Origin of the sequence: Cupriavidus nantongensis (genome assembly GCF_001598055.1) — a bacterium.
Classification (GTDB): domain Bacteria; phylum Pseudomonadota; class Gammaproteobacteria; order Burkholderiales; family Burkholderiaceae; genus Cupriavidus; species Cupriavidus nantongensis.
Map to the genome: position 1 here is coordinate 3,060,329 of NZ_CP014844.1, position 23,958 is coordinate 3,084,286.

Annotated in this window: 20 protein-coding genes; 2 read left to right on the top strand and 18 right to left on the bottom strand. The window is 69.0% G+C overall.

Annotation, left to right across the window (positions count from 1 at the left end):
- Positions 1-2: 2 nt before the first annotated feature.
- The 14 genes from A2G96_RS14100 to A2G96_RS14165 all read right to left on the bottom strand — a co-directional run bounded on the left by A2G96_RS14100 (position 3) and on the right by A2G96_RS14165 (position 15,762).
- On the bottom strand, positions 3-446 hold the full coding sequence (locus tag A2G96_RS14100; protein WP_062800184.1) for a hypothetical protein: 444 nt from the start codon (positions 444-446) through the stop codon (positions 3-5).
- A complete protein-coding gene (locus tag A2G96_RS14105) occupies positions 436-1,812 on the bottom strand; it encodes a phosphatase PAP2/dual specificity phosphatase family protein (RefSeq protein ID WP_062800186.1) in 1,377 nt (458 codons plus the stop codon). Before A2G96_RS14105 ends, A2G96_RS14100 begins: the two co-directional genes overlap by 11 nt.
- The gene (locus tag A2G96_RS14110) at positions 1,809-3,578 is read right to left on the bottom strand and encodes a bifunctional alpha/beta hydrolase/class I SAM-dependent methyltransferase (protein ID WP_062800189.1); all 1,770 of its coding nucleotides are present in this window, start codon (positions 3,576-3,578) and stop codon (positions 1,809-1,811) included. The genes A2G96_RS14105 and A2G96_RS14110 overlap by 4 nt, the downstream gene beginning before the upstream one ends.
- Positions 3,579-3,582: 4 nt before the next feature.
- Complete coding sequence (locus A2G96_RS14115) at positions 3,583-4,209, bottom strand: CDP-alcohol phosphatidyltransferase family protein (RefSeq protein WP_062802192.1); 627 nt, start codon at positions 4,207-4,209, stop codon at positions 3,583-3,585.
- Positions 4,210-4,405: 196 nt separating this feature from the next.
- Positions 4,406-5,476, bottom strand: a complete 1,071-nt coding sequence (locus A2G96_RS14120) for a M14 family metallopeptidase (RefSeq protein ID WP_062800191.1) — start codon at positions 5,474-5,476, stop codon at positions 4,406-4,408.
- 63 nt (positions 5,477-5,539) lie between these two features.
- Entirely contained in the window at positions 5,540-6,316 is a 777-nt protein-coding gene (locus A2G96_RS14125; RefSeq protein ID WP_062800193.1) for a hypothetical protein, read from the bottom strand.
- Between the two features lie 83 nt (positions 6,317-6,399).
- The gene (locus A2G96_RS14130) at positions 6,400-7,218 is read right to left on the bottom strand and encodes a M55 family metallopeptidase (protein WP_062800195.1); all 819 of its coding nucleotides are present in this window, start codon (positions 7,216-7,218) and stop codon (positions 6,400-6,402) included.
- Positions 7,218-8,264 carry a P1 family peptidase gene (locus A2G96_RS14135; protein ID WP_062800198.1) on the bottom strand — a complete coding sequence of 349 codons (1,047 nt, stop codon included), beginning with the start codon at positions 8,262-8,264 and terminating at the stop codon, positions 7,218-7,220. The genes A2G96_RS14130 and A2G96_RS14135 overlap by 1 nt, the downstream gene beginning before the upstream one ends.
- 2 nt (positions 8,265-8,266) lie before the next feature.
- Positions 8,267-9,181 carry a glutathione ABC transporter permease GsiD gene (gsiD, locus tag A2G96_RS14140; RefSeq protein ID WP_062800200.1) on the bottom strand — a complete coding sequence of 305 codons (915 nt, stop codon included), beginning with the start codon at positions 9,179-9,181 and terminating at the stop codon, positions 8,267-8,269.
- Between the two features lie 7 nt (positions 9,182-9,188).
- Positions 9,189-10,109 carry a glutathione ABC transporter permease GsiC gene (gene gsiC / locus A2G96_RS14145; RefSeq protein ID WP_062800203.1) on the bottom strand — a complete coding sequence of 307 codons (921 nt, stop codon included), beginning with the start codon at positions 10,107-10,109 and terminating at the stop codon, positions 9,189-9,191.
- Positions 10,110-10,265: 156 nt separating this feature from the next.
- Positions 10,266-11,822, bottom strand: a complete 1,557-nt coding sequence (gene gsiB / locus A2G96_RS14150) for a glutathione ABC transporter substrate-binding protein GsiB (protein WP_062800205.1) — start codon at positions 11,820-11,822, stop codon at positions 10,266-10,268.
- A 28-nt stretch (positions 11,823-11,850) separates the two neighbouring features.
- On the bottom strand, positions 11,851-13,755 hold the full coding sequence (locus A2G96_RS14155; RefSeq protein WP_062800207.1) for a dipeptide ABC transporter ATP-binding protein: 1,905 nt from the start codon (positions 13,753-13,755) through the stop codon (positions 11,851-11,853).
- A 44-nt stretch (positions 13,756-13,799) separates the two neighbouring features.
- Positions 13,800-14,771, bottom strand: a complete 972-nt coding sequence (locus A2G96_RS14160) for an isoaspartyl peptidase/L-asparaginase family protein (protein WP_062800210.1) — start codon at positions 14,769-14,771, stop codon at positions 13,800-13,802.
- A gap of 16 nt (positions 14,772-14,787) precedes the next feature.
- On the bottom strand, positions 14,788-15,762 hold the full coding sequence (locus A2G96_RS14165) for a MurR/RpiR family transcriptional regulator (protein WP_062800213.1): 975 nt from the start codon (positions 15,760-15,762) through the stop codon (positions 14,788-14,790).
- Positions 15,763-16,074: 312 nt separating this feature from the next.
- On the opposite strand from A2G96_RS14165, the gene A2G96_RS14170 reads away from it, so the two are divergent.
- Entirely contained in the window at positions 16,075-18,009 is a 1,935-nt protein-coding gene (locus A2G96_RS14170) for an ATP-binding cassette domain-containing protein (protein ID WP_062800216.1), read from the top strand.
- A gap of 232 nt (positions 18,010-18,241) precedes the next feature.
- On the opposite strand, the gene A2G96_RS14175 is transcribed toward A2G96_RS14170, so the two are convergent.
- The 4 genes from A2G96_RS14175 to alr form a co-directional block, all read right to left on the bottom strand.
- Positions 18,242-18,727, bottom strand: coding sequence for a disulfide bond formation protein B (locus A2G96_RS14175; protein ID WP_062802193.1), 486 nt, complete (start codon positions 18,725-18,727; stop codon positions 18,242-18,244).
- A 146-nt stretch (positions 18,728-18,873) separates the two neighbouring features.
- A complete protein-coding gene (locus tag A2G96_RS14180) occupies positions 18,874-19,437 on the bottom strand; it encodes a GNAT family N-acetyltransferase (RefSeq protein WP_062800218.1) in 564 nt (187 codons plus the stop codon).
- A gap of 3 nt (positions 19,438-19,440) precedes the next feature.
- Positions 19,441-20,802 carry a DNA repair protein RadA gene (gene radA, locus A2G96_RS14185; RefSeq protein WP_018007627.1) on the bottom strand — a complete coding sequence of 454 codons (1,362 nt, stop codon included), beginning with the start codon at positions 20,800-20,802 and terminating at the stop codon, positions 19,441-19,443.
- Between the two features lie 87 nt (positions 20,803-20,889).
- Entirely contained in the window at positions 20,890-22,011 is a 1,122-nt protein-coding gene (gene alr / locus A2G96_RS14190; protein WP_062800220.1) for an alanine racemase, read from the bottom strand.
- A 601-nt stretch (positions 22,012-22,612) separates the two neighbouring features.
- On the opposite strand from alr, the gene lplT reads away from it, so the two are divergent.
- Positions 22,613-23,932 (top strand): lysophospholipid transporter LplT, encoded by a 1,320-nt coding sequence (lplT, locus tag A2G96_RS14195; protein WP_062800223.1) that lies wholly within the window; start codon positions 22,613-22,615, stop codon positions 23,930-23,932.
- Positions 23,933-23,958: the final 26 nt, after the last annotated feature.

Consider the following 23,958-nt stretch of genomic DNA (forward strand, 5'->3'; position numbering starts at 1 on the left):
GGTTACCTCAGGATCAGCGATAGCAAGGCCAGCAGCAGCTGGCACACGGTCAGTACGGCGCTGGCGCGTACCAGGCGCAGCGCGCCGCGGGCGCGCTCCGGCAACGGGCGCGCGGCGCGCGCGGCGGGCATCCAGCCCAGTTCGAGCAGTGCGGCATCGAGTCCGCTCAGGTCGGACTGACCTTGCGCGCCAGTGGCGAGCGCACCGAACAGGCGGCGGTCGATCGCGACGCGCAGCAGCAGCCACAGCTGGGGCAGCGCCAGCAGCAACGCCAGTGCCGCCGGCCAGCGCGACATCGCGGTGCCCGCACCCAGCCCAGCCGCCAGCATGGCGAACGCCAGTCCGGCCGCGCCGATCCACGCGGCTCCAGCCAGCGCGCCCGTTACCGCGTGCGCGATCCAGGCGTCGGTACGTTGCACGACACCAGCGTCCCGGTCAGCGGCCATCGCCAGGCTCCTGGATAGCGGCATGATCCAGCCAACGCTGCAACGCTTCGGCATGTTCGGGCCCGAGCACCACCGCCGGCCGATGCCGGCGCAGCGCCGCCAGCGCCGCGCCGGCGTCGCGCAGCCCCTGCCGTCCCGCCAGCCACGCCGCCGCGACCAGCGCGCTGCGCGAATAGCCCAGCGCGCAACTGACCAGCACGCGCTGTCCCTGCCGTTCCCAGGCGTCGAGCTGCGCCACCGCCTGCGCGAGCTGCTGCGGCGTCGGCACGGTCAGGTCCAGCACGGGCACGCAGCGATAGGCGAGACCTGGCGCCGTGGCTGCGCGCGGCAGCTCGGCGCTGAGGTCAAGCACGGCATCAGCGCCAAGCGCGCGCAGCTCGGACGTTGTCGGGAAGCGGCCCACCCAGACACCCGGCGCAATCGGGCTGGCCTGCGGCGCGCGCCGCGTCCACCAACGTGAATTGATGAACGCGCCCAGCAGGTAAGGCGCCAGCACCCAGCGCGCGGCCGGGGCCATGGTGCCATCGCCATCCTTCTGGAACCACGCCGGCGCCGCCAGTGCGTAGATGCGTGCCACGCAGGCCAGCGCCAGCGCGGCCCACAGCAGCAGGAACGCCAGCGTCACCGATGCGCCCACCGCCAGCACCGCGCACAGCAGCGCCACCAGCGCGCCCAGGCCGTAGCGGCGCGACAGCTGCCGCGTGCGCGCATCGGGCGCGCCGGCGGCGGCCGTGGGCAGCTGCATCGGCAACAGGTAGACGCACAGCCAGCCCACCAGCGCGCCGGTGGGCACGTCGATCAGGTGATGCTGCCAGGTGGTCAGCACCGACACCCCGATCAGCGCAAACCAGCCGTGCAGCAGCCAGCGCCAGCCGCCGCGCAGGTGCGCCGCGAAGGCGACCCACAGGATCACCAGCAGGCTGATATGCAGCGACGGCGCCTGGTTGAACGGCAGGTCGAAGCCGCCCAGCAGCGTGAACAACTGGCCCGGCAGCCCGTCCGCAGCGGGCCGCGCAAAGCTGAAGCGCAACGGGAAGGCGATAAAGCACGCCACCGACACCAGCTGCGCCAGCACCAGCCGCTTCACGTGCGTCAGCAGCGCCGCGCGGCTGCGCCACAGGAAGAACGAGATGCCATACAGCAGGTCGATCGACCAGTACGGCACGATGGTCCAGGGCAGGAACGGAATGCCCCGCTCCCATTCGTAGTAGAACGAGGGCACGTCGGCGCGCTGGCTCGCCAGCCAGTTGGCGAAGCCATAGCTGGAGAAGAAGAACGCGCCGGCCAGCGCCAGCAGCAGGCACGCCAGGCCCCACGGCCGCCGCGGCTGCAGCCCGGCGCCCGCCTGCGTCGGCACCGTGCTCATGCGCCGCGCCTGCGCGCCAGGCTGACGGTGAAGATGCCCCACGGGTCGATGCGCTGCGTGACCTTGTCGAAGCCGGCGGCCCGCACCAGTTCGTCCATCTCGGCCTGCGAGCGGCGCCGCATCACCCAGGCGGCGCCGGCGCGATGGCTGGTCAGCGCGCGCGCGATGAATTCCAGCTGCGGATGCCAGGGCTGGCCGGTATAGACCAGGTAGCCGCCCGGCGGCACCGCGCGCGCCAGCCCGTCGAGCGAGCGCCGCACCATGGCGTTGTCGGGGAACAGTTCGTACAGGCCGGACACCACTGCCAGCGTCGGCGCGGGCGCCAGCGCGGCCAGGCTGTCGCCGTCGAAGGCATCGCCCTGCTCGAAGCGGGCCACGCCCTGCAGGCCCTTGGCGGCAATCAGCGCGCGGCCCTGCTCCACGTTCAGCGCGCTGTAGTCGCGCAGCAGGATCGACTCGACCGCGCCCGCGCCGCCCTCCAGCGCACCCAGCGCTTCCAGCACGTAGCGCCCATGGCCTGCGGCGATATCGACCATGCGCACCGGCATGCCGGCCGCGCGCAAGCGCCGCACCGCGTCGGCGATCAGCGCCTCGGCGTGTGTCTTGCGCTGGCGGATGCCGCGCCAGCCGATCGCGTCCAGGTATTGCCGGTCGGCCAGCCGGCCCGGCGCGCCGCGGCCGGACGGCGTGTTGCGGTAAACGTAGTCAAGCGTCGAGCCCGAGTCGAAGCCGGTCTGATGGCCCAGCCGCACCCCGTCCGACAGCATCCCGCCCAGCTTCAGGTTGGCCCGCGCCGCGCGCCAGTACCAGGCGGCCAGCGCGCCAGGCGCAGACGCCAGCCGGTCCGCCTCCTCGCGGAACGGGCCGATGTGGTCGGCATCGAGCAGCGAGCGCGGCGCCGACGGCGTGTCGAATTCGCGCAGGATAAAGCGGCGCGCGGCATCGACCGCCGGCTTGCGGTGCCGTTCGCCGAGGGTGTCGTGGTAGAAGCCGTCCAGCACGATGCGCTCCTTGGTACGCGAGCCCAGGCGCTCGTAGAAGCGGTCCTGCGGCCCGCGGTGCACCACCCAGTCGGCGCCGGAGATCAGCAACTGCGTCGGCACCGTGATCGCGGCCGCATCGGCGACGATGCGCTCGGCGGTCTGGTACAGGTCGAGCAGGATATTGACCGCGATCGGGCGCGTGATCAGCGGATCGCTGTCATAGCTGGCGATGCGCTCGGGATCGTGGGTCAGGAATTTTGCCTTGACGTAGCTGTTGACGAAGAACTTGCCGCGCAGGCGCTGCATCAGCTTCAGCCCCGGCCGCGCGAACGGCACGTACAGCTTGACCTTGAACGCCGGCGACGCCAGCACCAGCGCGCGGATCGGCGGCGCGTAGTCGTGCACCCAGGTCGCGGCCAGCACCGCGCCCACGCTCTGCGCAACCACCGCGGTGCGCTCCAGCGGGATGCCATGCACTTCGGCGATATGCGCGGTAAAGGTCTGGATGTCGCGCACCGAATCGGCCAGGCTGGGGCTGTAGCCGCGCTCGCCGGGCGAATTGCCATGGCCGCGCGCGTCCCAGGCAAAGATGTCGTGGCCGGGCAGGTTGAGCTCGTCGGCAAGATGCGCAACCCGGCCGGAGTGCTCGTGGCCGCGGTGGAACAGCAGCACGGCGCCGCGCGCCGGCCCCTCTAGCGCGGGCCAGTGGCGATAGAAAATCGCCTGGCCGTCGTGGGTCTCGAATTGCCGCTGCAGCGGCTGGCGGGAAGACGGTCGGTCCATCGCGCTACTCCGCAAGGCGCGAGTGGGCCTCGGCAATGCCGCGGCGCACCCGGTTGGCCATCGTCAACAGCGACAACAGCGACAGCAGCAGCCACAGCCAGCTGGCGGCCGCGCCGAAGCCCAGCCCCAGGCCGGCCCACAGCGCGATCGCGCCGATTGCGAAGGCCCGGTCGCTCTTGCCGAGCGGGCCGTCGTAGCGCCGGCTGGCGCCGGCCAGCGGCCCGATCAGCCCGGCGGCCTCGACCAGCAGCGCCAGCAGCGCGAAGGTACCGACCTGCCCCAGGCTGAAACCGGGCAGCGCGGCCAGCGGCAGGATCAGCGCCAGGTCCGAGACCATGTCGCCCAGCTCGTTCAGGTAGGCGCCCAGCACGCTCTGCTGGCCATGCTCGCGCGCCAGCATGCCGTCGATGGCATTGAGCGCCATGCGCCCGAACAACCACAGCGGAAACAGCAGGAACAGCGCCGGGGTCTCGGCCACCTGCATGCCCAGCGTGGCCAGCACGCCGACCGCGAGCGAGCCGGCGGCCGCGGCCAGCGTGACCTGGTTGGCGGTCACGCCGCGCTGCGCCAGGTCTTGCACCATGGGGCGCAGCCAGGCCTGGAACCTGGGTTTCAGTTCATAGAGCGTCATCGCGCCGGCCTCCCTGCCGAGCTGATGCCGAAAGCGCGCCGCACGGGCCGCTTCCGTCTTGTTCTTGGTGTTGGTATGGCTCGCTCGGCCCGGCGGCGGCACCCCCCGGCCAGGGCATCGCGGCAGTGCCTGGCCCGGCACTCTGCCGCCAAGCCCGGACAATACCAGATGACGCCTGCGGCCTGAACCCCACTCGCTAGGCGGATGCGATGGTGCTGCGCACGGCGTCGGCCACCTGCGCGACCACGCCGTCGCGCCAGTCGTCGGCATCGCCGTAGAAGGCGCGCCACATCGCCTGGCGCACCAGCGCGCGCTGGTTTTCGTCGGCCTCGGGATGCCGGTGCAGCCAGTGGTCGCCGCGCAGCGCGTCGAGCACCTCGCCCACCGGCAGCGTGCCGAACTCGAGCGCGATGCCGGCGTAGTCCACCGCCGGCAGGGTCTGCGGCACCGCGTGCCAGGCCAGCCCGGTCAGGTTGGCCGAGGTCGACGAGCCATCGTAGATCGAGGTCACGCGCTCGCCCCAGATCGCGCGCGTGCGCGTGATCGACTCGGTCGTATCCGGGCCCATGTGGATCGGTTCGCCGTAGCCCCACGGGCCCAGGCCGGTATGGATATCGATCCAGCGCAGCGCCGCGCGGCCGGCGCCGAAGCGCGCCAGGATGCGGCACAGCGTGTAGTTGCTCCAGGTAGCCTTGTCGCCGCCGTAGAACATGCCGTCCGGATCCTGGTACTGGCCGCTGCTGACCGCGGCCTGGTACCACGCCATGCCGCGCTCGGCCACCGCCTTCATCAGCCGCGCCTGGTCGGCCTCCGACGGCGGCCATTGCGCCGGCAGCAGCAGCGGCGCGATTTCCGCATAGGCGGCGTTGTGCGGCAGCGGCTGCGAGAAATCCATGAAGTTGCGGTTCAGGTCGACGTTGTCCTCGTTGACCCGGCGCAGGTGCGAGAAGCCATAGGGATTGACCGCGTGCACCAGCAGCAGGCAGGCATCGGCGGCGGCGCAATCGGCAAGCAGCGCGGCGTCATGCAGCAGCGCCGTTTGCGCGCCGGAGCCGGCAAAGCCCTCGGCACCGTGCGTGCCGGAGGTCACCATGATGCAGCGCCGGGCCTCAGGCGCGCCGGCCAGCGCCACGTCGATCGCCAGGTCTTCGCCGGCGCTGCCGCGCTTGGTGGGATGCGGAAATTGCGCCAACGCGGCGCCCGCGGCGCGGGCGGCGTCCAGGAAGGCCTGGCGCGCTTCGGCGTAGCTGCGAGAAAAATGGCTCATGGCGTCACCCGCGGATGCGATGCAGGCATTAAACGCCAATTCGGCGGGTCTCGCCAGTCGCGGCTAGAACAGCGAACCAGACTGGGGCCTGCCCGGCGCGGGGGGCGGCTCGGCCTCGGCCCCCCAGATGCCGGCCGACGTGAACGCCTGCGGATGCATCGCGATCCCGGCCGCGGCCAGCTGCGCCGCGGTCAGCACCAGGTGCCGCGCCAGCCAGTCATGCAGGCTGCGCAGGAAGCGGATGTTGTCGACGCTGGTCGACGCCGCAATCAGCCGTTCCAGCTTGACGTGCGCGGTATAGACGTCGAGCAGGTTGGTGGCGCGCAGCCGCGGCGGGGTCGACGGGCTGCGCTCGATCGCCAGGATGCGGCGCACCTGCGCCGGGGCGATGTCGCCGCTGCGCTGGTATTGCGCGTAGACGTCCTCCAGCGCCGGGAAGCGCACCGTAGGCTGCACGCGCGGCACCGCGGCCACCTTTTCCATGCGCAGCACCAGGTAGCGGATCGCCGCGGCGCGTTCGGCAGCGTGTTCGACGGCGCGGCCCTGCGCGGGGTCCCGCCGGCGCGGGCCCGCAGGCAGTTCCGGCAAGGCCGTGCGCGGCACCACGTCGCGCTCGGTGTAGTCGGGCACCTGCCGCAGCAGCGCCGGCTGCGCCAGCGCGGCGCGCGCGCAGTCCTCGCCGAACGGGTATTCGTGCCCGGCGGCGTCGCGCAGGATATAAGCCTGGCCGTCCGGAAAGCCGTGATGGCGGCGGCTGGCGCCGCGCGCGTGGCAGCGTGTGGCGGGATCGACGAAATCCTTGCGTACCGGGATCCAGCCGCCGTCGTGTGCCTGGGTCATGCGTTGTGTATGGCCTGCCTGTTGCTCGACCCGCCATTGTCGCAAATCTGCGGGACGTGGCCGGTCCGCCACGTCGCACCGTGCTACTTCAGCATGAAGGACATCGCCGACAGGCAGTTCAGCATGCGCACCGCGGCCTGCACCGAATCGGCCTGGAACGACAGCGTCACGCCGTCGCGGCGCTCGAGCGTGGGCCACTGGCAGAACAGGTCGGCATGCGCCGGGGTCTGCGTCTGCAGGGTACACGCCACCGGCGCGGCGATGCGCAGGCATTGCGCCTGCGCGCGCTCGCGCACCGCGGCCGCTGCCGCCGCGGCAATGGCCGCGCGCGCGGCCGCTGGCGACAGCGACGCGCCACTGCCGAAGCCGCCCGCGGTCTTGGTTTCGACATAGCGCACCCACGGCATCAGCGCGTGGGTTTCCTGCACGAACACATCGTCGCCGCTGGCCATCAGCACCGGCGCGCCGAATTCGCCGGCGAGCGCGGCGTACAGCCCGGCCTCGCCAAGCTCCTTGCCGTTGAGCCAGACCCGCGCGAAGGCGCCGCTGTTGATGGTGTGCGCGAGCACGCCGCGGCTCTGCGCGCGGCCGTGGTAGCCGATCATCAGCACGCCGTCGACGCCGGCCTCGACCCCCGCAATCATGCCCAGGTAGCGCGGCTTGCCCAGCACCACCCGCGCGCGTGGATCGAGCTGGTCCGGCAACAGGTTGCGGAAGCCGCCGTGCGAATCGTTGACCAGCACTTCGGCCGCGCCGCCGGCAAAGGCGCCTTCGATGGCCGCGTTGGCCTCGCCCGTCATCCAGGCGCGAGCGCGCTCGTATTCGCCGTTGCCGGCACGGGTCTGCTCGGCGTGGAACACGCCGGCCACGCCTTCGATATCGGTGGAAACTAGGATCTTCATCAGCAGCTCTGGCGCAGTTCAGGCATCAGGTCGAGCAGCGCGGCGCGGCCGTGGCCGTCGCGGCCCTGCACCGGCACGGCATGCCACAGCGCATGCAGGATGGCTTGCTCGACGCTGTCGGCCGCGGCGCGGAACAGCGGGTCGAGCAGGGTTTCATGCAGCAGCGCAACTGTAGGCATCGGCCGCGCCGCGTCGTCGGGCACGGTGTACGCCGTCGAGAACGCCAGCGCGATATCGCCCGAGCCATGCCCGAACACCGAACCGGTGCGCGCCAGCCCGGCGCCGGCGCGCAGCGACAGCCGGCGCAGCTGGCGCGCGTCCAGCGGCGCATCGGTGGCCACGATCATGATGATCGAGCCCTTCTCCGGTTCCGGCGTGCCACCGGGCAGCGCCAGCCGCCGCGCCAGCTCCGGGCCGACCAGCCGGCCGGCCACGATCAGCGATTCGGGCGTGCCGAAATTGGCCAGCACCAGCGCACCGACGCGATGGCCGCCCGCGACGCGCGACGCCGAGCCGATGCCGCCCTTGACGCCGAACGCCGACATGCCGCGGCCGGCCCCCACCGCACCCTGCGCGAAGCCGGCTGCCGCGCCGGCCAGCGCCGCATCGTAGTGCGAGCCGGCGATCGCCATGCGCTGGATATCGTTCAGGAAGCCGTCATTGCATTCGAACACCAGCGGATTGACCGTCGGCAGCGCGCGGCCGATTTCCGGATTGGCCGCCACCGCCGCGCGGATCTGCGCCTGCGCCACGGCACCGACCGCAAAGGTATTGGTCAGCGCCACCGGGGTTTCCAGCACGCCCAGCTCGTCCACCTGCACCAGCCCGACGCTCTTGCCGAAGCCATTGAGCACGGTGGCCGCGGCGGGCACCTTGTCGCGGTACGGATCGCCGCCATGCGGGCGGATCACGGTCACGCCGGTCTGCACGCCGTCGTCGGCCAGCGTGCAGTGGCCGACGGTAACGCCGGCGACGTCGGCAATGCTGTCCAGCGGCCCCGCGGGAAGGCTGCCGACGCGCGGCGCGCCTGGGGTGGAAGCATTCATCTTCAGCGGCGGTCGATCTTGGGGTCGAGCGCGTCGCGCAGCCCGTCGCCCAGCAGGTTGAAGGCCAGCACGGTCAGGAAGATCGCCAGGCTGGGGAAGATCGCCACGTGCGGCGCGGTGACCATGTCGGCGCGCGCCTCGTTGAGCATCGCGCCCCACTCCGGCGTGGGCGGCTGCGCGCCCAGGCCCAGGAACGACAGGCTGGCGGCGGTGATGATCGAGGTGCCGATCCGCATCGAGAAATACACCACGATCGACGACACCGTGCCCGGCAGGATATGGCGCACCAGGATGGTCCAGTCCGACGCGCCGATGCTGCGCGCAGCCTCGACATAAGTCAGCCGCTTCAGCATCAGCGTATTGCCGCGCACCAGCCGCGCGAACGCCGGGATGCTGAAGATGGCGACGGCGAAGATCACGTTGGTCATGCCATTGCCGAGAATGGCGACGATGCCGATCGCCAGCAGGATGCCTGGGAAGGCAAAGAGCACGTCGGAGATGCGCATCACGATGCGGTCCCACCAGCCTTCGTAGTAGCCGGCCAGCAGGCCCAGCACGGTACCGATCACCGCGCCGATGATCACCGACAGGAAGCCCGCCGCCAGCGAGATGCGCGTGCCGGCCAGGATGCGGCTGAAGATATCGCGCCCGAGCGAATCGACGCCCATCCAGTGCGCGGCCGACGGGCCGGCGTTGAGCGCGTCGTAGTCGAAATAGTTCTCGGGGTCGTACGGCACGAGATGCGGCGCCAGGATCGCGACCAGCACCAGCAGCAGCACGAACGCGCCGGCGCCGAGCGCCAGGTGCTGCTTGCGGAATTTGCGCCAGAACTCGGTCCAGGGCGTGCGCACGGCCTGGGGTGTGGCCGCGCTGGCGGATGCCGCTTGCGCTGCGGCGGGCGTGGAAAGCTCAGTCATGCCGGCCTCACTTGTAGCGGATGGTGGGATTGATCACGGTGTAGAGCATGTCCACCACCAGGTTGATCAGGATGAATTCGAGCGAGAACAGCAGCACCTCGGCCTGGATCACCGGATAGTCGCGCATCTCGACGGCATCGACCAGCAGGCGCCCCAGGCCCGGCCAGTTGAACACCTTCTCGACCACGATCGAGCCGCCCAGCAGGAAGCCGAACTGCAGGCCCATCATGGTCACCACCGGGATCATGGCGTTGCGCAGGCCGTGCTTGGCGACCACCAGGGTCTCGCGCACGCCCTTGGCGCGGGCGGTGCGGATAAAGTCTTCCTGCAGCACTTCGACGAACGAGGCCCGGGTAAAGCGCGCCATCACCGCCGCCACCGCGGCGCCCAGCGTGATGGAGGGCAACACGTAATGCTGCCAGCTGTCGGCGCCGATCGACGGCAGCCAGCCCAGCTGCACCGAGAACACCTCCATCAGCAGCATGCCCAACGCGAAGGCCGGGAAGGAAATCCCGGAAACCGCCAGCGTCATGCCGAAGCGGTCGGGCCAGCGGTTGCGCCACACCGCCGAGCCGATGCCGATGGCCATGCCGAACACCACCGCCCACGCCATCGACGCCACCGTCAGCAGCAGCGTCGGCATGAAGCGGTCACCGATTTCCTCGCTGACCGGGCGCTTGGTGCGCAGGGAATTGCCGAACTCGCCGCGCAGCGCGTTCGAGAAGAAGTTGACGAACTGCTCGTGCAGGGGCCGGTCCAGGCCCAGGTCCTTGCGCACCAGTTCGACCGTGGCCGAGTCAGCCTCCGGACCCGCCGCCAGGCGCGCCGGATCGCCCGGCAGCAGATGGACGAACAGGAACACCAGCACTGCCACGATCAGCAGCGTGGGGATCACGCCCAGCACACGTTTGAGGAAGTAATTCAGCATCACACACCATGAAGAAAGGCCGCGGGCCGCCCGCCTGCGAACCCCGCGTCGCGAGGCAGGCGGCCGCTCTCGGCTTACTGCTCTACTGCTCTGTTGGATGACTGCTCGCGGCGCGGACGGTCCTGGTGCTGCATGCCCCCGCCGCTGCTCTCACCCTCACTGCTTGATATCGATCTCGTCGAAATTGAACGACCCGTCCGGCATCACATACGCGCCGCTCATGCGCTTGCTGCGCGCGAACAGCACCTTCTCCGTCACCAGGAAGGCCCACGGCGCATCCTTCCAGATGCGTTCCTGCGCGTCCTTGTACAGCCGTGCCTTCTCGCCGCGATCGGTGGTGCGCAGTGCGCCGGCGATATCGGCGTCGACCTGCTCGTTCTTGTAGTAGGCGGTGTTCAGCAGCTTGGGCGGCATCGATTCCGAAGCCAGCAGCGGACGCAGCGCCCAGTCGGATTCACCGGTCGACGACGACCAGCCCACGTAGTAGATGCGCACGCCGGCGTCTTCCGGCTTCGGCACGCTCTCGACCTTCTCCACGCGCTGGCCGGCTTCCAGCGCCTGCACCTGTGCCTTGATGCCGACCTGCTGCAGCTGCTGCTGCACGAACTGGATCACCTTCTGCGCAGTGGTGTGGTTATAGGCCGACCACAGCGTGGTCTCGAAGCCGTTCGGGTAGCCGGCTTCCTTCAGCAGCGCGCGTGCCTTGGCCGGGTCATACGGCCACGGGCCCAGCTTCTCGGCATAGTCCACGCCGTGCGGCACCACGCCCTCGGCCGGCACCGCGTAGCCGGCAAACGCCACCTTGGCCAGCGCCTCCTTGTTGATGGCGTAGTTGATGGCCTGCCGCACCTTGGGGTCGTTGAACGGCTTGACCATGGTATTCATGGTCAGGTAGCGCTGGATGATCGACGGCGCGGCGATCAGGTCCACCTTGGCGCTGTTCTTCAGCACCGCGGCCTGCTCGAACGGAATGCTGAAGGCGAAGTCCGCCTCGCCGGTCTGCATGATGGCGGCGCGCGTGTTGTTGTCGACCACCGGCTTCCAGGTGATGGTGTCGATCTTCGGATAGCCGGTCTTCCAGTAGCCGGCAAACTTCTTGCCCTTCAGATGATCGGGCTGCTTCCACTCGACGAACTCGAACGGACCGGTGCCCACCGGATGGAAGGCGATGTCCTTGCCGTACTTCTGCAGCGCGGCCGGCGAGATCATCACCGCCGAAGGATGCGCGAGCACGTTGATGAACGGCGAGAACGGCTCCTTCAGCGTGACCTTGACGGTATTCGCGTCAACCACGTCGGTCTTCGCCACGCGATTGAACAGCGTGTAGCGCTTGAGCTTGTTGGCCGGGTTGGTGACGCGGTCCAGGTTGGCCTTGACGGCGGCGGCATCAAAGGTGGTGCCGTCGTGGAACTTGATGCCCTTCTTCAGCTTGATGGTGTAGGTCAGGCCGTCCTTGCTGGCCTCGTAGCTGTCGGCCAGCACGTTGACCAGCTTCATGTCCTTGTCCAGCCCGAACAGGCCCTGGTAGAACGACTTGCTCGCGGCTTGCGACAGCGTGTCGTTCGAGTCGTACGGGTCGAGCGTGGTGAAGGTCGAATACACCGCCATCACGGCGTCCTTGGCCGCGAAGGCCGGTGCGGCGGCGAGCATGCCGAGGGCGCCGGCGGCAAAGGCGCCGGCCATCCATCGGGGCGAAACCATACGAGCAGACATCTCGATTCTCCTTGGATTGACTTCCGTTTCAGTAGGCGCCGCCAACGGCGTGCCGCGCAACAAAATGACCGGACGCCCCGCTGCCCGCGACCGGCACCAGCGGCTGCACCACCGGCTCGTCGCCGACCGCGCGGATCGGGCTGGGGATCTCGTCGTTCAGCGGCTCGCGCCGCAGGTGGCGCCGCGCCGGGTCGGCAATCGGCACCGCCGACATCAGTTTCTTCGTGTACGGGTGCTGCGGGTTCTCGAAGATCGCGCGGCGCGGGCCGATCTCGACGATCTGGCCCAGGTACATCACCGCCACGCGATGGCTGACGCGCTCCACCACCGCCATATCGTGCGAGATGAACAGGAAGGCGATGCCGAGCTCGCGCTGCAGGTCCAGCATCAGGTTGACGATCTGCGCCTGGATCGACACGTCCAGCGCCGACACCGATTCATCCGCGACCACCACCTTGGGGTTCAGCGCCAGCGCGCGCGCAATGCAGATGCGCTGGCGCTGGCCGCCGGAAAACTCGTGCGGATAGCGCGCCGCGTGCGACGGGTCCAGCCCCACCTTGTCGAGCAGCCAGGCCACGCGCTGCTCGGCCTCCTTGCCGCTGGCGACCTTGTGCACCAGCAGCGGCTCCATGATCGAATAGCCGACCGGCACGCGCGGATCGAGCGAAGCGAACGGGTCCTGGAAGATGAACTGGATATTGCGGCGCAGCGTCTGCAGCGCCGCGCCCTCGAGCTGGCTGATGTTCTGCCCGTTGAACTCGATGGTGCCGCTCTGGCTTTCCACCAGGCGCAGCAGCGAGCGGCCGGTGGTGGACTTGCCGCAGCCGGATTCGCCCACCAGCGCCAGCGTTTCGCCGGGATAGAGGTCGAAGCTGACTTTCTCCACCGCATGCACGCGCCGCGTCACGCGGCCGAACAGGCCGCCGGGCACATCGAAACGCGTGACCAGGTCCTGCACGCGCAGGATCGGCGCCGCGCCGCTCGCTACCGTATCCTGCGGTGCGGCCGGCTCGGGGCTGGCGCTGTCGAGCCGCAGCAGCGGGAACTTGGCCGGCAGGTCGGTGCCCTGCATGGCGCCCAGGCGCGGCACCGCCGACAGCAGCGCACGCGTGTAGGGATGGGCCGGGGCGCGGAACACGTCGTCGGAGGTGCCCTCTTCCACTTTCTCGCCGCGATACATCACCAGCACGCGGTCGGCCACCTCGGCCACCACGCCCATGTCGTGGGTGATGAAGACCACGCCCATCTGCATCTCGGCCTGCAGGCCGCGGATCAGTTGCAGGATCTCGGCCTGGATGGTCACGTCCAGCGCCGTGGTCGGTTCGTCGGCGATCAGCAGCGCCGGCTTGCATGACAGCGCCATCGCGATCATCACGCGCTGGCGCATGCCGCCGGACAGCTGGTGCGGATAGCGCTCGAGCACGCGCCGCGCTTCCGGGATGCGCACCAGCTCCAGCATGCGCAGCGCTTCGGCGCGCGCCGCGGCGCGGCTCTTGCCCTGGTGCAGGCGGATCGATTCCGCGATCTGCTCGCCCACCGGGAACACCGGGTTGAGCGAGGTCATCGGCTCCTGGAAGATCATCGCCACGTCGGCACCGCGCACGCTGCGCAGCGTGGCGTTGTCGGTGCGCGCGAGGTCGATCACCTCGCCGCCGCGCCGGCGCAGCACCATGCTGCCCGACGCGATCTTGCCGCCGCCGTGCTCGACCAGCCGCATCAGCGCCAGCGAGGTCACCGACTTGCCCGAGCCCGATTCGCCCACCACCGCGAGCGTCTCGCCGCGGTCGACATGGAAGGACAGGTTGCGCACGGCCTCGACGGTGCGCTCCGAGGTAGCGAAGCGTACGGTCAGTCCGTTCACCGAGACGACGCGCTCGGGCGGCAGTGCGATGCCGGAGGCGGAAGCGTGCGCTTGCGCAGGGGTAGTGGCCACTGGGGAACTCCTTCTGTTGCTGCCTGATGCCGTGGTACTGCGCGTCAGCCGTAGATCGAAACGTTGACCGCTTCGCCCACCCGGGCGACACCGCGGTACATGCCTTCCGTGTTGAACGGCAGCGTGACGTTGCCGGCGCGGTCGACCGCGATCAGGCCGCCGCGGCCCTGGATGGCCTGCAGTTTTTCCATCACCACGCGACGGGCGGATTCCTCGAGCGACAGGCCCGCGTAGCGCATCTGCGCGGACACGTCGTGCGCGGCCACGGTGCGGATAAACATCTCGCCGGTACCGGTGGCGGACACCGCGGCGACGTCGTCGGCATAGCAGCCGGCGCCGATCAGCGGGGTATCGCCGACGCGGCCCACCTGCTTGTTGGTGACGCCGCCGGTGGAAGTGGCCGCGGCGAGGTTGCCGCGGCAGTCGCAGGCGACCGCGCCGACCGTGCCAAACTTGCTGTCGGGATCGATCGGTTCCGTGCCGCGCGCCTGCTGCGCGGCCAGCGTGGCGGCGTCGTGGTCCAGCAGCGCCATGCCGGCATTGCCGCGCGCGCGCTGCCATTGCTCGTGGCGCGCCTGCGTGAAGTAGTAGTCGGGCGCTACCAGCTCCAGGCCCTGCGCCTGGGCAAACGCCTCGGCCCCGGCGCCGGCAAACAGCACGTGCTCGCTGTGCTCGAGCACCGCGCGCGCGGCCAGCACCGGGTTGCGCAGGCGCGTGACGCAGGCCACCGCGCCGGCATTGAGGGTGGCGCCATCCATTACCGCCGCATCCAGTTCATAGGTGCCGGCATGGGTCAGCACCGCGCCCTTGCCGGCGTTGAACAGCGGGCATTCCTCGAGCAGGCGCACCGCCTCGGTGACCGCGTCGAGCGCGCTGCCGCCATCGGCCAGGATGCGCTGGCCGGCCTGCAGCACGTGTTGCAGCGCTTCGATGTATTCGCGTTCGCGGGCCGCATCCATCGCCGCGCGGGTGATGGTGCCGGCGCCGCCATGGATGGCAATGACAGCTGCTTGCATAAATTGGTTCGGGGACTCAGGACTTGCGGGTGTTGGACCGGGTGTTGGACGACCGCGCGCGGCGCGCGCCGGGCTTGGCTTCGGTGGGTGGCACTGGCATCGGCGCGGACCGGCGCGCGGGCTCGGCATCGGGCGTGCGATACAGCCACGGCAGCAGGAATTCGGTCATTTCGGCGGCGGCCTTGACCGGGCGTTCGGCCCGGTGCGCCACCGCGCCGCACAGCGCCTCGATCAGCGCCAGCACGGTGGCATCGGAGTTGGCCGAAAGCCGGTTGCCGGCCTGCGCATACAGCGCGATATCGGCCAGCGGCGCCAGCGGCGAGGTCGGGCCGTCGGTCAGCGCCAGCACCTGGCCGCCGTGCGCCTTGACGCGCTGGGCCAGCTCGATGGTGTCGGTGACATAGCGCGGGAAGGCGATCACGATCAGCAGGTCGCTCGGCTGCAGCTTGAACAACTGGCGCGCCGCGTGCGAGGCGCCGCCCGCACCGGCCACCGAGGTCACCATGCGGCAATGCATTTCCAGGCCGTGCTGCAGCAGGCCTGCAAGAAACCCGCTGGCGCCGAAGCCGGCCACGTAGACGCGCTGCGCACCAAGGATCGCCGCGACCGCACGCTCGCACGCCCGCGCGTCGATGCCGCGCCGCGTAGCTTCGGCATTGGCGGCCGCATCCTCAAGCGAGGCGGCGAACACTTCGGCCACGGTGGCGGGTCGTTCCAGCTCGCTGCGCAGCCGCTCCACCGGCGCCAGCGTGGCTTCGAACCCGCGCACCAGCTCGGCCCGGAACTGCGGATAGCCATCGAAGCCGAGTGCGCGCGCAAAGCGGTTGGCCGTCGCTACCGATACCTCCACCGCCGCGGCGAATTCATCGATGCGCATGGTCGCTGCGCGAAACAGGTTGGCCAGCACGTATTCCGCCATGCGGCGGTGCGCCGGCGTCAGCGCCGGCAGGCTGCGTGCAATGCGGTCCGAGATCGAATGGCCTATGGGCATGGTGGAAGCGGTTGATCGACCGCGCATCAGCGGGCGCGTCGTTGTGAAAATTAATTTACACGCAACCGACTTCCAAGAAAATAGAGTTTTGCGAGACCAAGGGTAATCCCTAGATTCGCGGGCTTTGCCGGCACTTTGCCGGTGCACGCGTCAACGCGCTTTAACGTGCTTCGACCCGCTTTGGCGCGCTGCCTGCACCGGCACGGCGTGCCGCGCACCGGAAACGCTACAATGCGGGCCAGCGCCACAGCGCCGGCCGCGGCCCGCGTTCACGGCGCTTTTTCTGTTTTTCACTCAGGCATTTCCCCTCCCGTGATCCGAATCGACCAGCTAGTCCTTCAGCGCGGCACCAAGGTGCTGTTCGACCACACCAGCGTGACGCTCAACCCGGGCGAGCGCGTGGGCCTCGTCGGCGCCAACGGCAGCGGCAAGTCGACGCTGTTCGCACTGCTGCGCGGCGAGCTGCATCCGGACGGCGGCGATGTCAGCGTGCCGGCGCAGTGGCGCGTCGCCCACGTGGCGCAGGAAACGCCGGCGGTCAGCCGCACCGCGGTCGACTACGTGATCGACGGCGACACCCGCCTGCGCGAGATCGAGGCCGCCATTGCCGCGGCCCAGGCCAGCGGCGACGGCAGCGCCGAAGGCGAAGCCCACGCCGCCTATGCCGATGCCGACGGCTACACCGCGCCGGCGCGGGCCGAGGCCCTGCTGCTGGGCCTGGGCTTCACGCTGGCGCAGGTATCGCAGCCGGTGGCGTCGTTCTCGGGCGGCTGGCGCATGCGCCTGAACCTGGCGCAGGCGCTGATGTGCCCGTCGGACCTGCTGCTGCTCGACGAACCGACCAACCACCTGGACCTCGACGCCATCGTCTGGCTGGAAGACTGGCTGGCGCGCTATCCCGGCACGCTGGTGATGATCTCGCACGACCGCGAATTCCTCGACGCGATCTGCAATGTCACGGTGCATATCGAGAACCAGCAGCTGCGCCGCTACGGCGGCAACTACACGCTGTTCGAGACCCTGCGGCTGCAGCAGATGGCGCAGCAGCAGGCCGCCTACGTGCGCCAGCAGAAGGAAATCGCGCACCTGGAATCGTTTATCACCCGCTTCAAGGCCAAGGCGACCAAGGCGCGCCAGGCGCAGAGCCGGGTCAAGGCGCTGGAGAAGATGGAGCGGCTGGCGCCGGTGCACGTCGCCGCCGGCTTCGCCTTCGAGTTCCGCGAGCCCGATGCCGCGCCCAACCTGATGATGGTGCTCGACGGCGTCGATTGCGGCTATGCCGAGGCCGATCCGCCCGTCACCATCCTGCACAACCTGGCGCTGTCGATCCAGAACGGCCAGCGCATCGGCCTGCTGGGCGCGAACGGCCAGGGCAAGTCGACGCTGGTCAAGACCCTGGCCGGGACCCAGGATCCGCTCAAGGGCAACCTGCGGCTGGGCAAGGGCCTGCAGATCGGCTACTTCGCCCAGCACCAGCTGGAAACGCTGCGCGACCACGACTCCGCGCTGCAGCACCTCGCGCGCCTGGCGCCCGACGTGCGCGAGCAGGAGCTGCGCGACTTCCTCGGCAGCTTCAACTTCCGCGGCGACATGGCGACCACGCCGATCGAGCCCTTTTCCGGCGGTGAAAAGGCCCGGCTGGCGCTGGCGCTGATCGTCTGGCAGAAGCCCAATCTGCTGCTGCTCGACGAACCGACCAACCACCTCGACCTCGATACGCGCGAGGCGCTGACCATGGCGCTGGCGCAGTTCGAAGGCACGCTGATCCTGGTCTCGCACGACCGGCACCTGCTGCGCGCCACCGCCGACCAGTTCATGCTGGTGGCCGACGGCACCATCCGGCCGTTCGACGGCGACCTCGACGACTACCGCGACTGGCTGCTGCAGCAGGCCGCGGCCAAGCGCAACGCCGCGGCCGCGGCGCACCAGTCCGAGGCCGCCGGCGATGCCGCAGCGACGGTCAACCGCAAGGACCAGCGCCGCGCCGAAGCCGACGAGCGCCAGCGGCTGTCGGCGCTGCGCAAGCCGCTGACCAAGGAACTGGAAAAGGTCGAGAAGCGGATGGCGGTGCTGCAGACTGCCAGGGAGGAGATCGACCAGTTCATGGCCGACGAAAGCAGCTATGCCGAGGCCAACAAGACGAAGCTGATGGAAATGCTCAAGCGCCAGGGCGAGGTCAACGGCGAGCTCGAGACGCTGGAAGAGAAGTGGCTGGAGCTGCAGGAGCAGATCGAGCAGATTGCCTGACGTCTTCCGCGACGGTTTGCTCCCCTCGCCCGCTTGCGGGAGAGGGGCCGGGGGAGAGGGCCGGCGCGTGGCAAGCATCGAGCCGCGTCACTTCGTGGATGCACTGCCCTCTCCCCCGCCCCTCTCCCAGAGGGAGAGGGGAGCAAACCCTCAGGTGGGGATGCCGCTGCGGCCAAAGCAAAAAAAAACCGGCGCACACAGCGCCGGTTTTTCATTCGAACTCCCCCACCCTTCAGCGGAAATTCTTCTCCCTGCGGATCAGCCCCACCGCCAGCGTCAGCGTCAGCACGAACAGCCAGATCAGCGACCATGCCGGCACCGACAGCCCCAGCACCGGCGGCAGCGGCGCGGTGCACAGGCCGTCGGAGTAGAACAGCTGCGGCAGCACCTTGGCGGTGGGCAGCGCATTGACCCAGTTCTCGAGCGGATCGATGCCGCACGAAGCCTTGGGATTGAGCAGCAGCGACACGTGATAGACCGCCACCGCAATGCCGGCAATGCCGGACAGCATGCCCAGGCCCTGCCACAGCGAGCGGGTGTTGTGCGCCACCGCGGCCAGCAGCGAGAACACGCCGATGCCGACAAAGGCGAAGCGCTGCATCACGCAGAGCGGACAAGGCTGGTAGCCCTTTTCGAACTGCAGGTAGAGCGCGACGCCGACCAGGGCGAAGGAGACGATGGCAATCAGCAGGAAATAGGCGCGGGAATTGGCTTGCATCATTGGAACTCAGGTGATCCGGTAAGTCGTTGCCGTCAGTGCGAGGGCGCGGCTATGCTGCGCATTATTACCGATTTTGCCGCGCCTGCCGTCGGCGCCACATGCGGCGCCGGCCCGCTGCCCCGCGGCGGATTGGCACATCGGCATCATGCGCCCGCTGCCTGCCACGCCGCGCGCTGCAGGCGGTACAGGCAATGCGGCCGCAACGGGTGCTGCGGCGGCAAGGCGGGATGGTCGAATCCCACCGCATCCTCGCGCATGCCAAGCCGCTCCATCACCGCGCGCGAGCGGGCATTGGCAAGCGTGGTGAAGGCGACGATTTCCTCCAGCCCGAGCCGGCCGAAGCCGTAGGCGAGCGCGCCGCGCGCCGCCTCGGTGGCGTAGCCCTGGCCCCAGGCATGCCGCGCCAGCCGCCAGGCGATTTCCACGCACGGCGCGAACGGCAGCGTGGCGGCGGGCTCGTGCAGTCCGACAAAGCCGAGGAAGGTATCGTCCGCGCTGCGTTCGACGACCCAGGCGCCCCACCCGTGCAGCGCGATCAGGCTGCGGCAGCGCGCGGCCATCGCATCGCTTTCGGCGCGCGTCAGCGGCGCCGGGAAATAGCGCATCACCTGCGCATCGGCATTGAGCGCGGCAAACGGCGCATAGTCTTGATCGCGCCACTGGCGCAGCCGCAAGCGGCCGGTCTCGAAGGCGATGTCGTTGCCCATGGCTCAGTCCAGGTGGCGCACGCGGTCGATGGCCTGCTCGATGCGTTCCACCGCGATCACCTCGAGCCCGTCGATCTTCTGCTTGGGCGCATTGGCCTTGGGGATCACGGCCAGCGTAAAGCCCAGCTTGGCCGCTTCCTTCAGGCGCTCCTGCCCGCGCGGGCTGGGGCGGATCTCGCCGGCCAGCCCCACTTCGCCGAACACCACCAGGCCGCGCGGCAGCGGCTTGTTGCGCATCGACGAGTGGATCGACAGCAGCACCGCCAGGTCCGCCGCGGGTTCGGTGATCTTGACCCCGCCCACCGCGTTCAGGAACACGTCCTGGTCAAAACAGGCGATGCCCGCATGCCGGTGCAGCACCGCCAGCAGCAACGCCAGCCGGTTCTGCTCGAGCCCCACCGCCAGCCGGCGCGGGTTGGGCACGTGCGCGGTATCGACCAGCGCCTGGATTTCGACCAGCAGCGGCCGCGTGCCTTCCTGCGTCACCAGCACGCACGAGCCCGGCACGGTTTCTTCATGCTGCGACAGGAACAGCGCCGACGGATTGCTGATGCCGCGCAGGCCGCGCTCGGTCATCGCGAACACCCCCAGCTCGTTGACCGCGCCGAAGCGGTTCTTGAAGGCGCGGATCAGCCGGTGCGAAGAATGGGTATCGCCTTCGAAATACAGCACCGTATCGACGATATGCTCGAGCACGCGCGGCCCCGCCAGGCTGCCCTCCTTGGTCACGTGGCCGACCAGGATGATGGTAGTGCCGCTGCTCTTGGCGATGCGCGTGAGCTGCGCCGCGCATTCGCGCACCTGTGCCACCGACCCCGGCGCCGAGGTCAGCGCCTCGGAATACAGCGTCTGGATCGAATCGATCACCGCGACCTCGGGCTTTTCCGCTTCCAGCGTGGCCTGGATCTTCTCCAGCTGGATTTCGGCGAGCAGCCCCAGCGACGGGCTTTCCACACCCAGGCGCTGCGCGCGCAGCGCGATCTGCGCGCCCGATTCCTCGCCGCTGACATAGAGCACGCGGCGCTGCCCGGCCAGGTTGGCGAGCGCCTGCAGCAACAGCGTCGACTTGCCGATACCGGGATCGCCACCGATCAGCACCACCCCGCCCGACACCAGGCCGCCGCCCAGCACCCGGTCGAACTCGTCGATGCCGCTGGAAAAACGCGGCACGTCCGCAGCCTCGATCTCGGCCAGCTTGCGCACCGTGGCCGATGCCGCGAGCGGCTGGAAGCGCTTGTTCGCGGCGGATTCCGCCACGGTCTCGACCAGCGTGTTCCACTGCTGGCAATGCGGGCACTGGCCGGCCCAGCGCGGCGTGGTGCCGCCGCATTCGGTACAGGTATAGACAGTCTTGCTCTTGGCCAACGGAGGTCCTTGCAGAAAAAAATCGAGCCGGGCCCGAAACGAACCGGCTCGCGACCCGGCCCGCTTATCGAGGCAAATCAGGCTACATCAGGCGACCGCAGGCGCGGCGCTGTCCGATGCCGTGATCGTCGCCACCGTGGTCGGCACGCGCGGCGCCAGCGCGCACATCAGCTCGTAGCCTACGGTGCCGCTGGCCTGCGCCACGTCGTCGATCGGCAGGCCCTGGCCCCACAGCGTGACCGGGCTGCCGACGCGCGCCTTCGGGCACGGCGTCAGGTCGACGCACAGCATGTCCATCGACACGCGCCCGACCAGCTCGGTGCGCACGCCGTCGACCAGCACCGGCGCGCGCTGCTCGCCCCAGCCCGAGGCGTGACGCGGGTAGCCGTCGGCATAGCCGCACGCGACCACGCCGATGCGCATCGGCCGCTCCGCGGTGAACAGCGAACCATAGCCGACGGTATCGCCCGGCTGCAGGTCCTGCACCGCGATCAGCTCGCTGTGCAGCGACATCGCCGGCTGCAGCCCGGTGCCGGCGATATCGGCATCGCGGCCGGTGGGCGAGGCGCCGTAAAGGATGATGCCCGGACGCACCCAGGCGCGGTGCGCTTGCGGATGCCACAGCACCGCGGCGGAATTCGACAGGCTGGCCTCGCCCGGCAGGTTGGCGGTGGCGGCGTCGAAGGCCTCGACCTGGTGGGCGATGCCGCGCGGGCCGTCGGCATCGGAAAAATGTGTCATATGGACGATGCTGCCCACGCACGGCATGGCGCGCGCACGCTCCCAGGCGGCGCGGTATTGCGCCGGATGGAAGCCGAGCCGGTTCATGCCGGTGTTGAGCTTGAGCTGGATCGCCAGCGGGCCCTTGGGGCGCGCGCTTTCCAGCATGCGCAGCTGCTCGTCGCAGTGGATCGCGGTGGTGAGCCGGTATTGCTCGATCAGCGCGATGTCCTGCGGCTGGAAGAAGCCCTCCAGCAGCAGGATCGGGCCCTGCCAGCCGAGGTCGCGCAGCAGCACGGCCTCATTCAGGTCCAGCAGGCCGAAGCCGTCGGCACCGCGCAGCGCGGCAAAGACGCGGCGGATGCCATGGCCGTAGGCGTTGGCCTTGACCACCGCCCAGACACGCGCATTCGGGGCTTTGCGGCGGATCACGTCGAGGTTGTTGGCCAGGGCGGGCTGGTGGATGACGGCTTGGATCGGTCTTGGCATTGGAAGTCACATCAGGGTGGCGGACAAAGCCGGCAGCGGCGCGCGGTTACGCCCAGGGCGCAGGCTGGAGGGACGGCTCTGTCTCAGTATCGATGGCGCAAACGTCACCTGTCGGTGTGCCGCAGCACGGATCGCGACCAATGTCGCTGACGGCCGTGGCGGCGGTTGTGGCGACGGATATGCGGGATGCCCGCAATTGGCACGCCCAGGTATCCCCGTCACCATATCTCGCCGGGCGCACACCAGATCACGGAACGACCGGTCCGGCGGGCCGCGGTGGCAGCCGTTATTTGAACACATTCGGATACTGTTGCCGGGGGTCATCGGGGAATCGGCAAGGCAATCTGCTGTCAAAAAGAGCCGTTGCCGGGGTTCGGGAATGTCATGTTTTCGTGATATAAAGCCGGACGCTCCGGCCATGTTCTAAAAGCGAAGCATTATGTCAATGACTGTCAGGCAGGCCTCACGGCGCCGCAGCGCAGCACCTGCGACACAATTCGACACGGCCGCGGCACAAGGTTCCCTGCAAACCATGGCCTCTGCGGCCGGCACCAGCCTGCCTACCCTGAATGGAGCGCGCGATGGAGAGAAAGTCGACAGCATGAAGAAGGGTTTTTACACCATCATGGCCGCGCAGTTTTTTTCCTCGCTGGCCGACAATGCCTTACTGATCGCCGCCATCGCCCTTCTCACCGAATTGCATTCCCCGCAGTGGATGACCCCGCTGCTCAAGCTGTTCTTCGTTCTCTCCTACGTCATTCTTGCCGCCTTCGTCGGCGCCTTCGCCGACTCGATGCCCAAGGGGCGGGTGATGCTCATCACCAACGCCATCAAGGTGGTCGGCTGCGCCATCATGATGTTCGGGCTGCATCCGCTGCTGGCCTACGGCGTGGTCGGCTTCGGCGCGGCAGCGTATTCGCCGGCCAAGTACGGCATCCTGACCGAGCTGCTGCCCCCCGAAAAACTGGTGCTGGCCAACGGCTGGATCGAGGGCCTGACGGTGGGTTCGATCATCCTCGGCACGGTGGTCGGCGGTGCGCTGATTTCCGTGCATGTCTCGGGAATGCTGCTGCGCCTGGACCTGCCCTTCATCAACACCGGCATCGACACCCCGGCCGAGGCCGCGATGGTGGTGATCATGCTGTTCTACGTGATCGCCTCGCTGTTCAACCTGTTTATCCCCGACACCGGCGCGCGCTATCCGGCGCAGGAAAAGAACCCGATCAAGCTGATCGCCGAGTTCGGCGACTGCTTCCTGGCGCTGTGGCGCGACAAGCTGGGCCAGATCTCGCTGGCGGTGACCACGCTGTTCTGGGGCGTGGGCGCGACGCTGCAGTTCATCGTGCTGAAGTGGGCCGAGAAATCGCTGGGCCTGAACCTGTCGCAGGGCGCGCTGCTGCAGGCGGTGGTGGCCGTGGGCGTGGCCGTCGGCGCGATCCTGGCGGCGGCGCGGATTCCGCTGCGCAAGTCGCTGTCAGTGCTGCCGTTCGGCGTGGCGATGGGCGCGACGGTGATGCTGATGGCGTTCTACACCAAGGACGCGATGCCGCAGGTCACGCTCGACGTGATGGGCCTGCACATGCCGCTGTACATGGCCATCGCCTACGTGTTCCTGATGCTGGTGGGCGCGATGTCCGGCTATTTCGTGGTGCCGATGAACGCGCTGCTGCAGCACCGCGGCCACGTGCTGCTGTCGGCCGGGCACTCGATCGCGGTGCAGAACTTCAATGAGAACGTCTCGGTGCTGCTGATGCTGTGCCTGTACGCGCTGCTGATCAAGCTCAACGTGCCGATCGGCGTGGTCATCATCGCGCTGGGCCTGTTTATCTGCGTGACCATGGCGCTGGTGCTCAAGCTGCACAAGTACAACGTGCGCACCTTCAACTCGCTGGCGATGATCGGCGAGGACAAGCACCACTAGTCCCCTCACGGCGCGGCCGCGGCGCG

What these genes read in the sequence shown, in the direction of transcription:
- gsiD (WP_062800200.1), bottom strand. Translation starts at nt 9,181, where the DNA reads ATGACTGAGCTTTCCACGCCCGCCGCAGCGCAAGCGGCATCCGCCAGC.
- A2G96_RS14105 (WP_062800186.1), bottom strand. Translation starts at nt 1,812, where the DNA reads ATGAGCACGGTGCCGACGCAGGCGGGCGCCGGGCTGCAGCCGCGGCGG.
- A2G96_RS14115 (WP_062802192.1), bottom strand. Translation starts at nt 4,209, where the DNA reads ATGACGCTCTATGAACTGAAACCCAGGTTCCAGGCCTGGCTGCGCCCC.
- A2G96_RS14125 (WP_062800193.1), bottom strand. Translation starts at nt 6,316, where the DNA reads ATGACCCAGGCACACGACGGCGGCTGGATCCCGGTACGCAAGGATTTC.
- A2G96_RS14165 (WP_062800213.1), bottom strand. Translation starts at nt 15,762, where the DNA reads ATGCCCATAGGCCATTCGATCTCGGACCGCATTGCACGCAGCCTGCCG.
- alr (WP_062800220.1), bottom strand. Translation starts at nt 22,011, where the DNA reads ATGCCAAGACCGATCCAAGCCGTCATCCACCAGCCCGCCCTGGCCAAC.
- A2G96_RS14110 (WP_062800189.1), bottom strand. Translation starts at nt 3,578, where the DNA reads ATGGACCGACCGTCTTCCCGCCAGCCGCTGCAGCGGCAATTCGAGACC.
- A2G96_RS14100 (WP_062800184.1), bottom strand. Translation starts at nt 446, where the DNA reads ATGGCCGCTGACCGGGACGCTGGTGTCGTGCAACGTACCGACGCCTGG.
- gsiC (WP_062800203.1), bottom strand. Translation starts at nt 10,109, where the DNA reads ATGCTGAATTACTTCCTCAAACGTGTGCTGGGCGTGATCCCCACGCTG.
- A2G96_RS14135 (WP_062800198.1), bottom strand. Translation starts at nt 8,264, where the DNA reads ATGAATGCTTCCACCCCAGGCGCGCCGCGCGTCGGCAGCCTTCCCGCG.
- lplT (WP_062800223.1), top strand. Translation starts at nt 22,613, where the DNA reads ATGAAGAAGGGTTTTTACACCATCATGGCCGCGCAGTTTTTTTCCTCG.
- A2G96_RS14120 (WP_062800191.1), bottom strand. Translation starts at nt 5,476, where the DNA reads ATGAGCCATTTTTCTCGCAGCTACGCCGAAGCGCGCCAGGCCTTCCTG.
- A2G96_RS14130 (WP_062800195.1), bottom strand. Translation starts at nt 7,218, where the DNA reads ATGAAGATCCTAGTTTCCACCGATATCGAAGGCGTGGCCGGCGTGTTC.
- A2G96_RS14180 (WP_062800218.1), bottom strand. Translation starts at nt 19,437, where the DNA reads ATGGGCAACGACATCGCCTTCGAGACCGGCCGCTTGCGGCTGCGCCAG.
- A2G96_RS14160 (WP_062800210.1), bottom strand. Translation starts at nt 14,771, where the DNA reads ATGCAAGCAGCTGTCATTGCCATCCATGGCGGCGCCGGCACCATCACC.
- A2G96_RS14175 (WP_062802193.1), bottom strand. Translation starts at nt 18,727, where the DNA reads ATGCAAGCCAATTCCCGCGCCTATTTCCTGCTGATTGCCATCGTCTCC.
- gsiB (WP_062800205.1), bottom strand. Translation starts at nt 11,822, where the DNA reads ATGTCTGCTCGTATGGTTTCGCCCCGATGGATGGCCGGCGCCTTTGCC.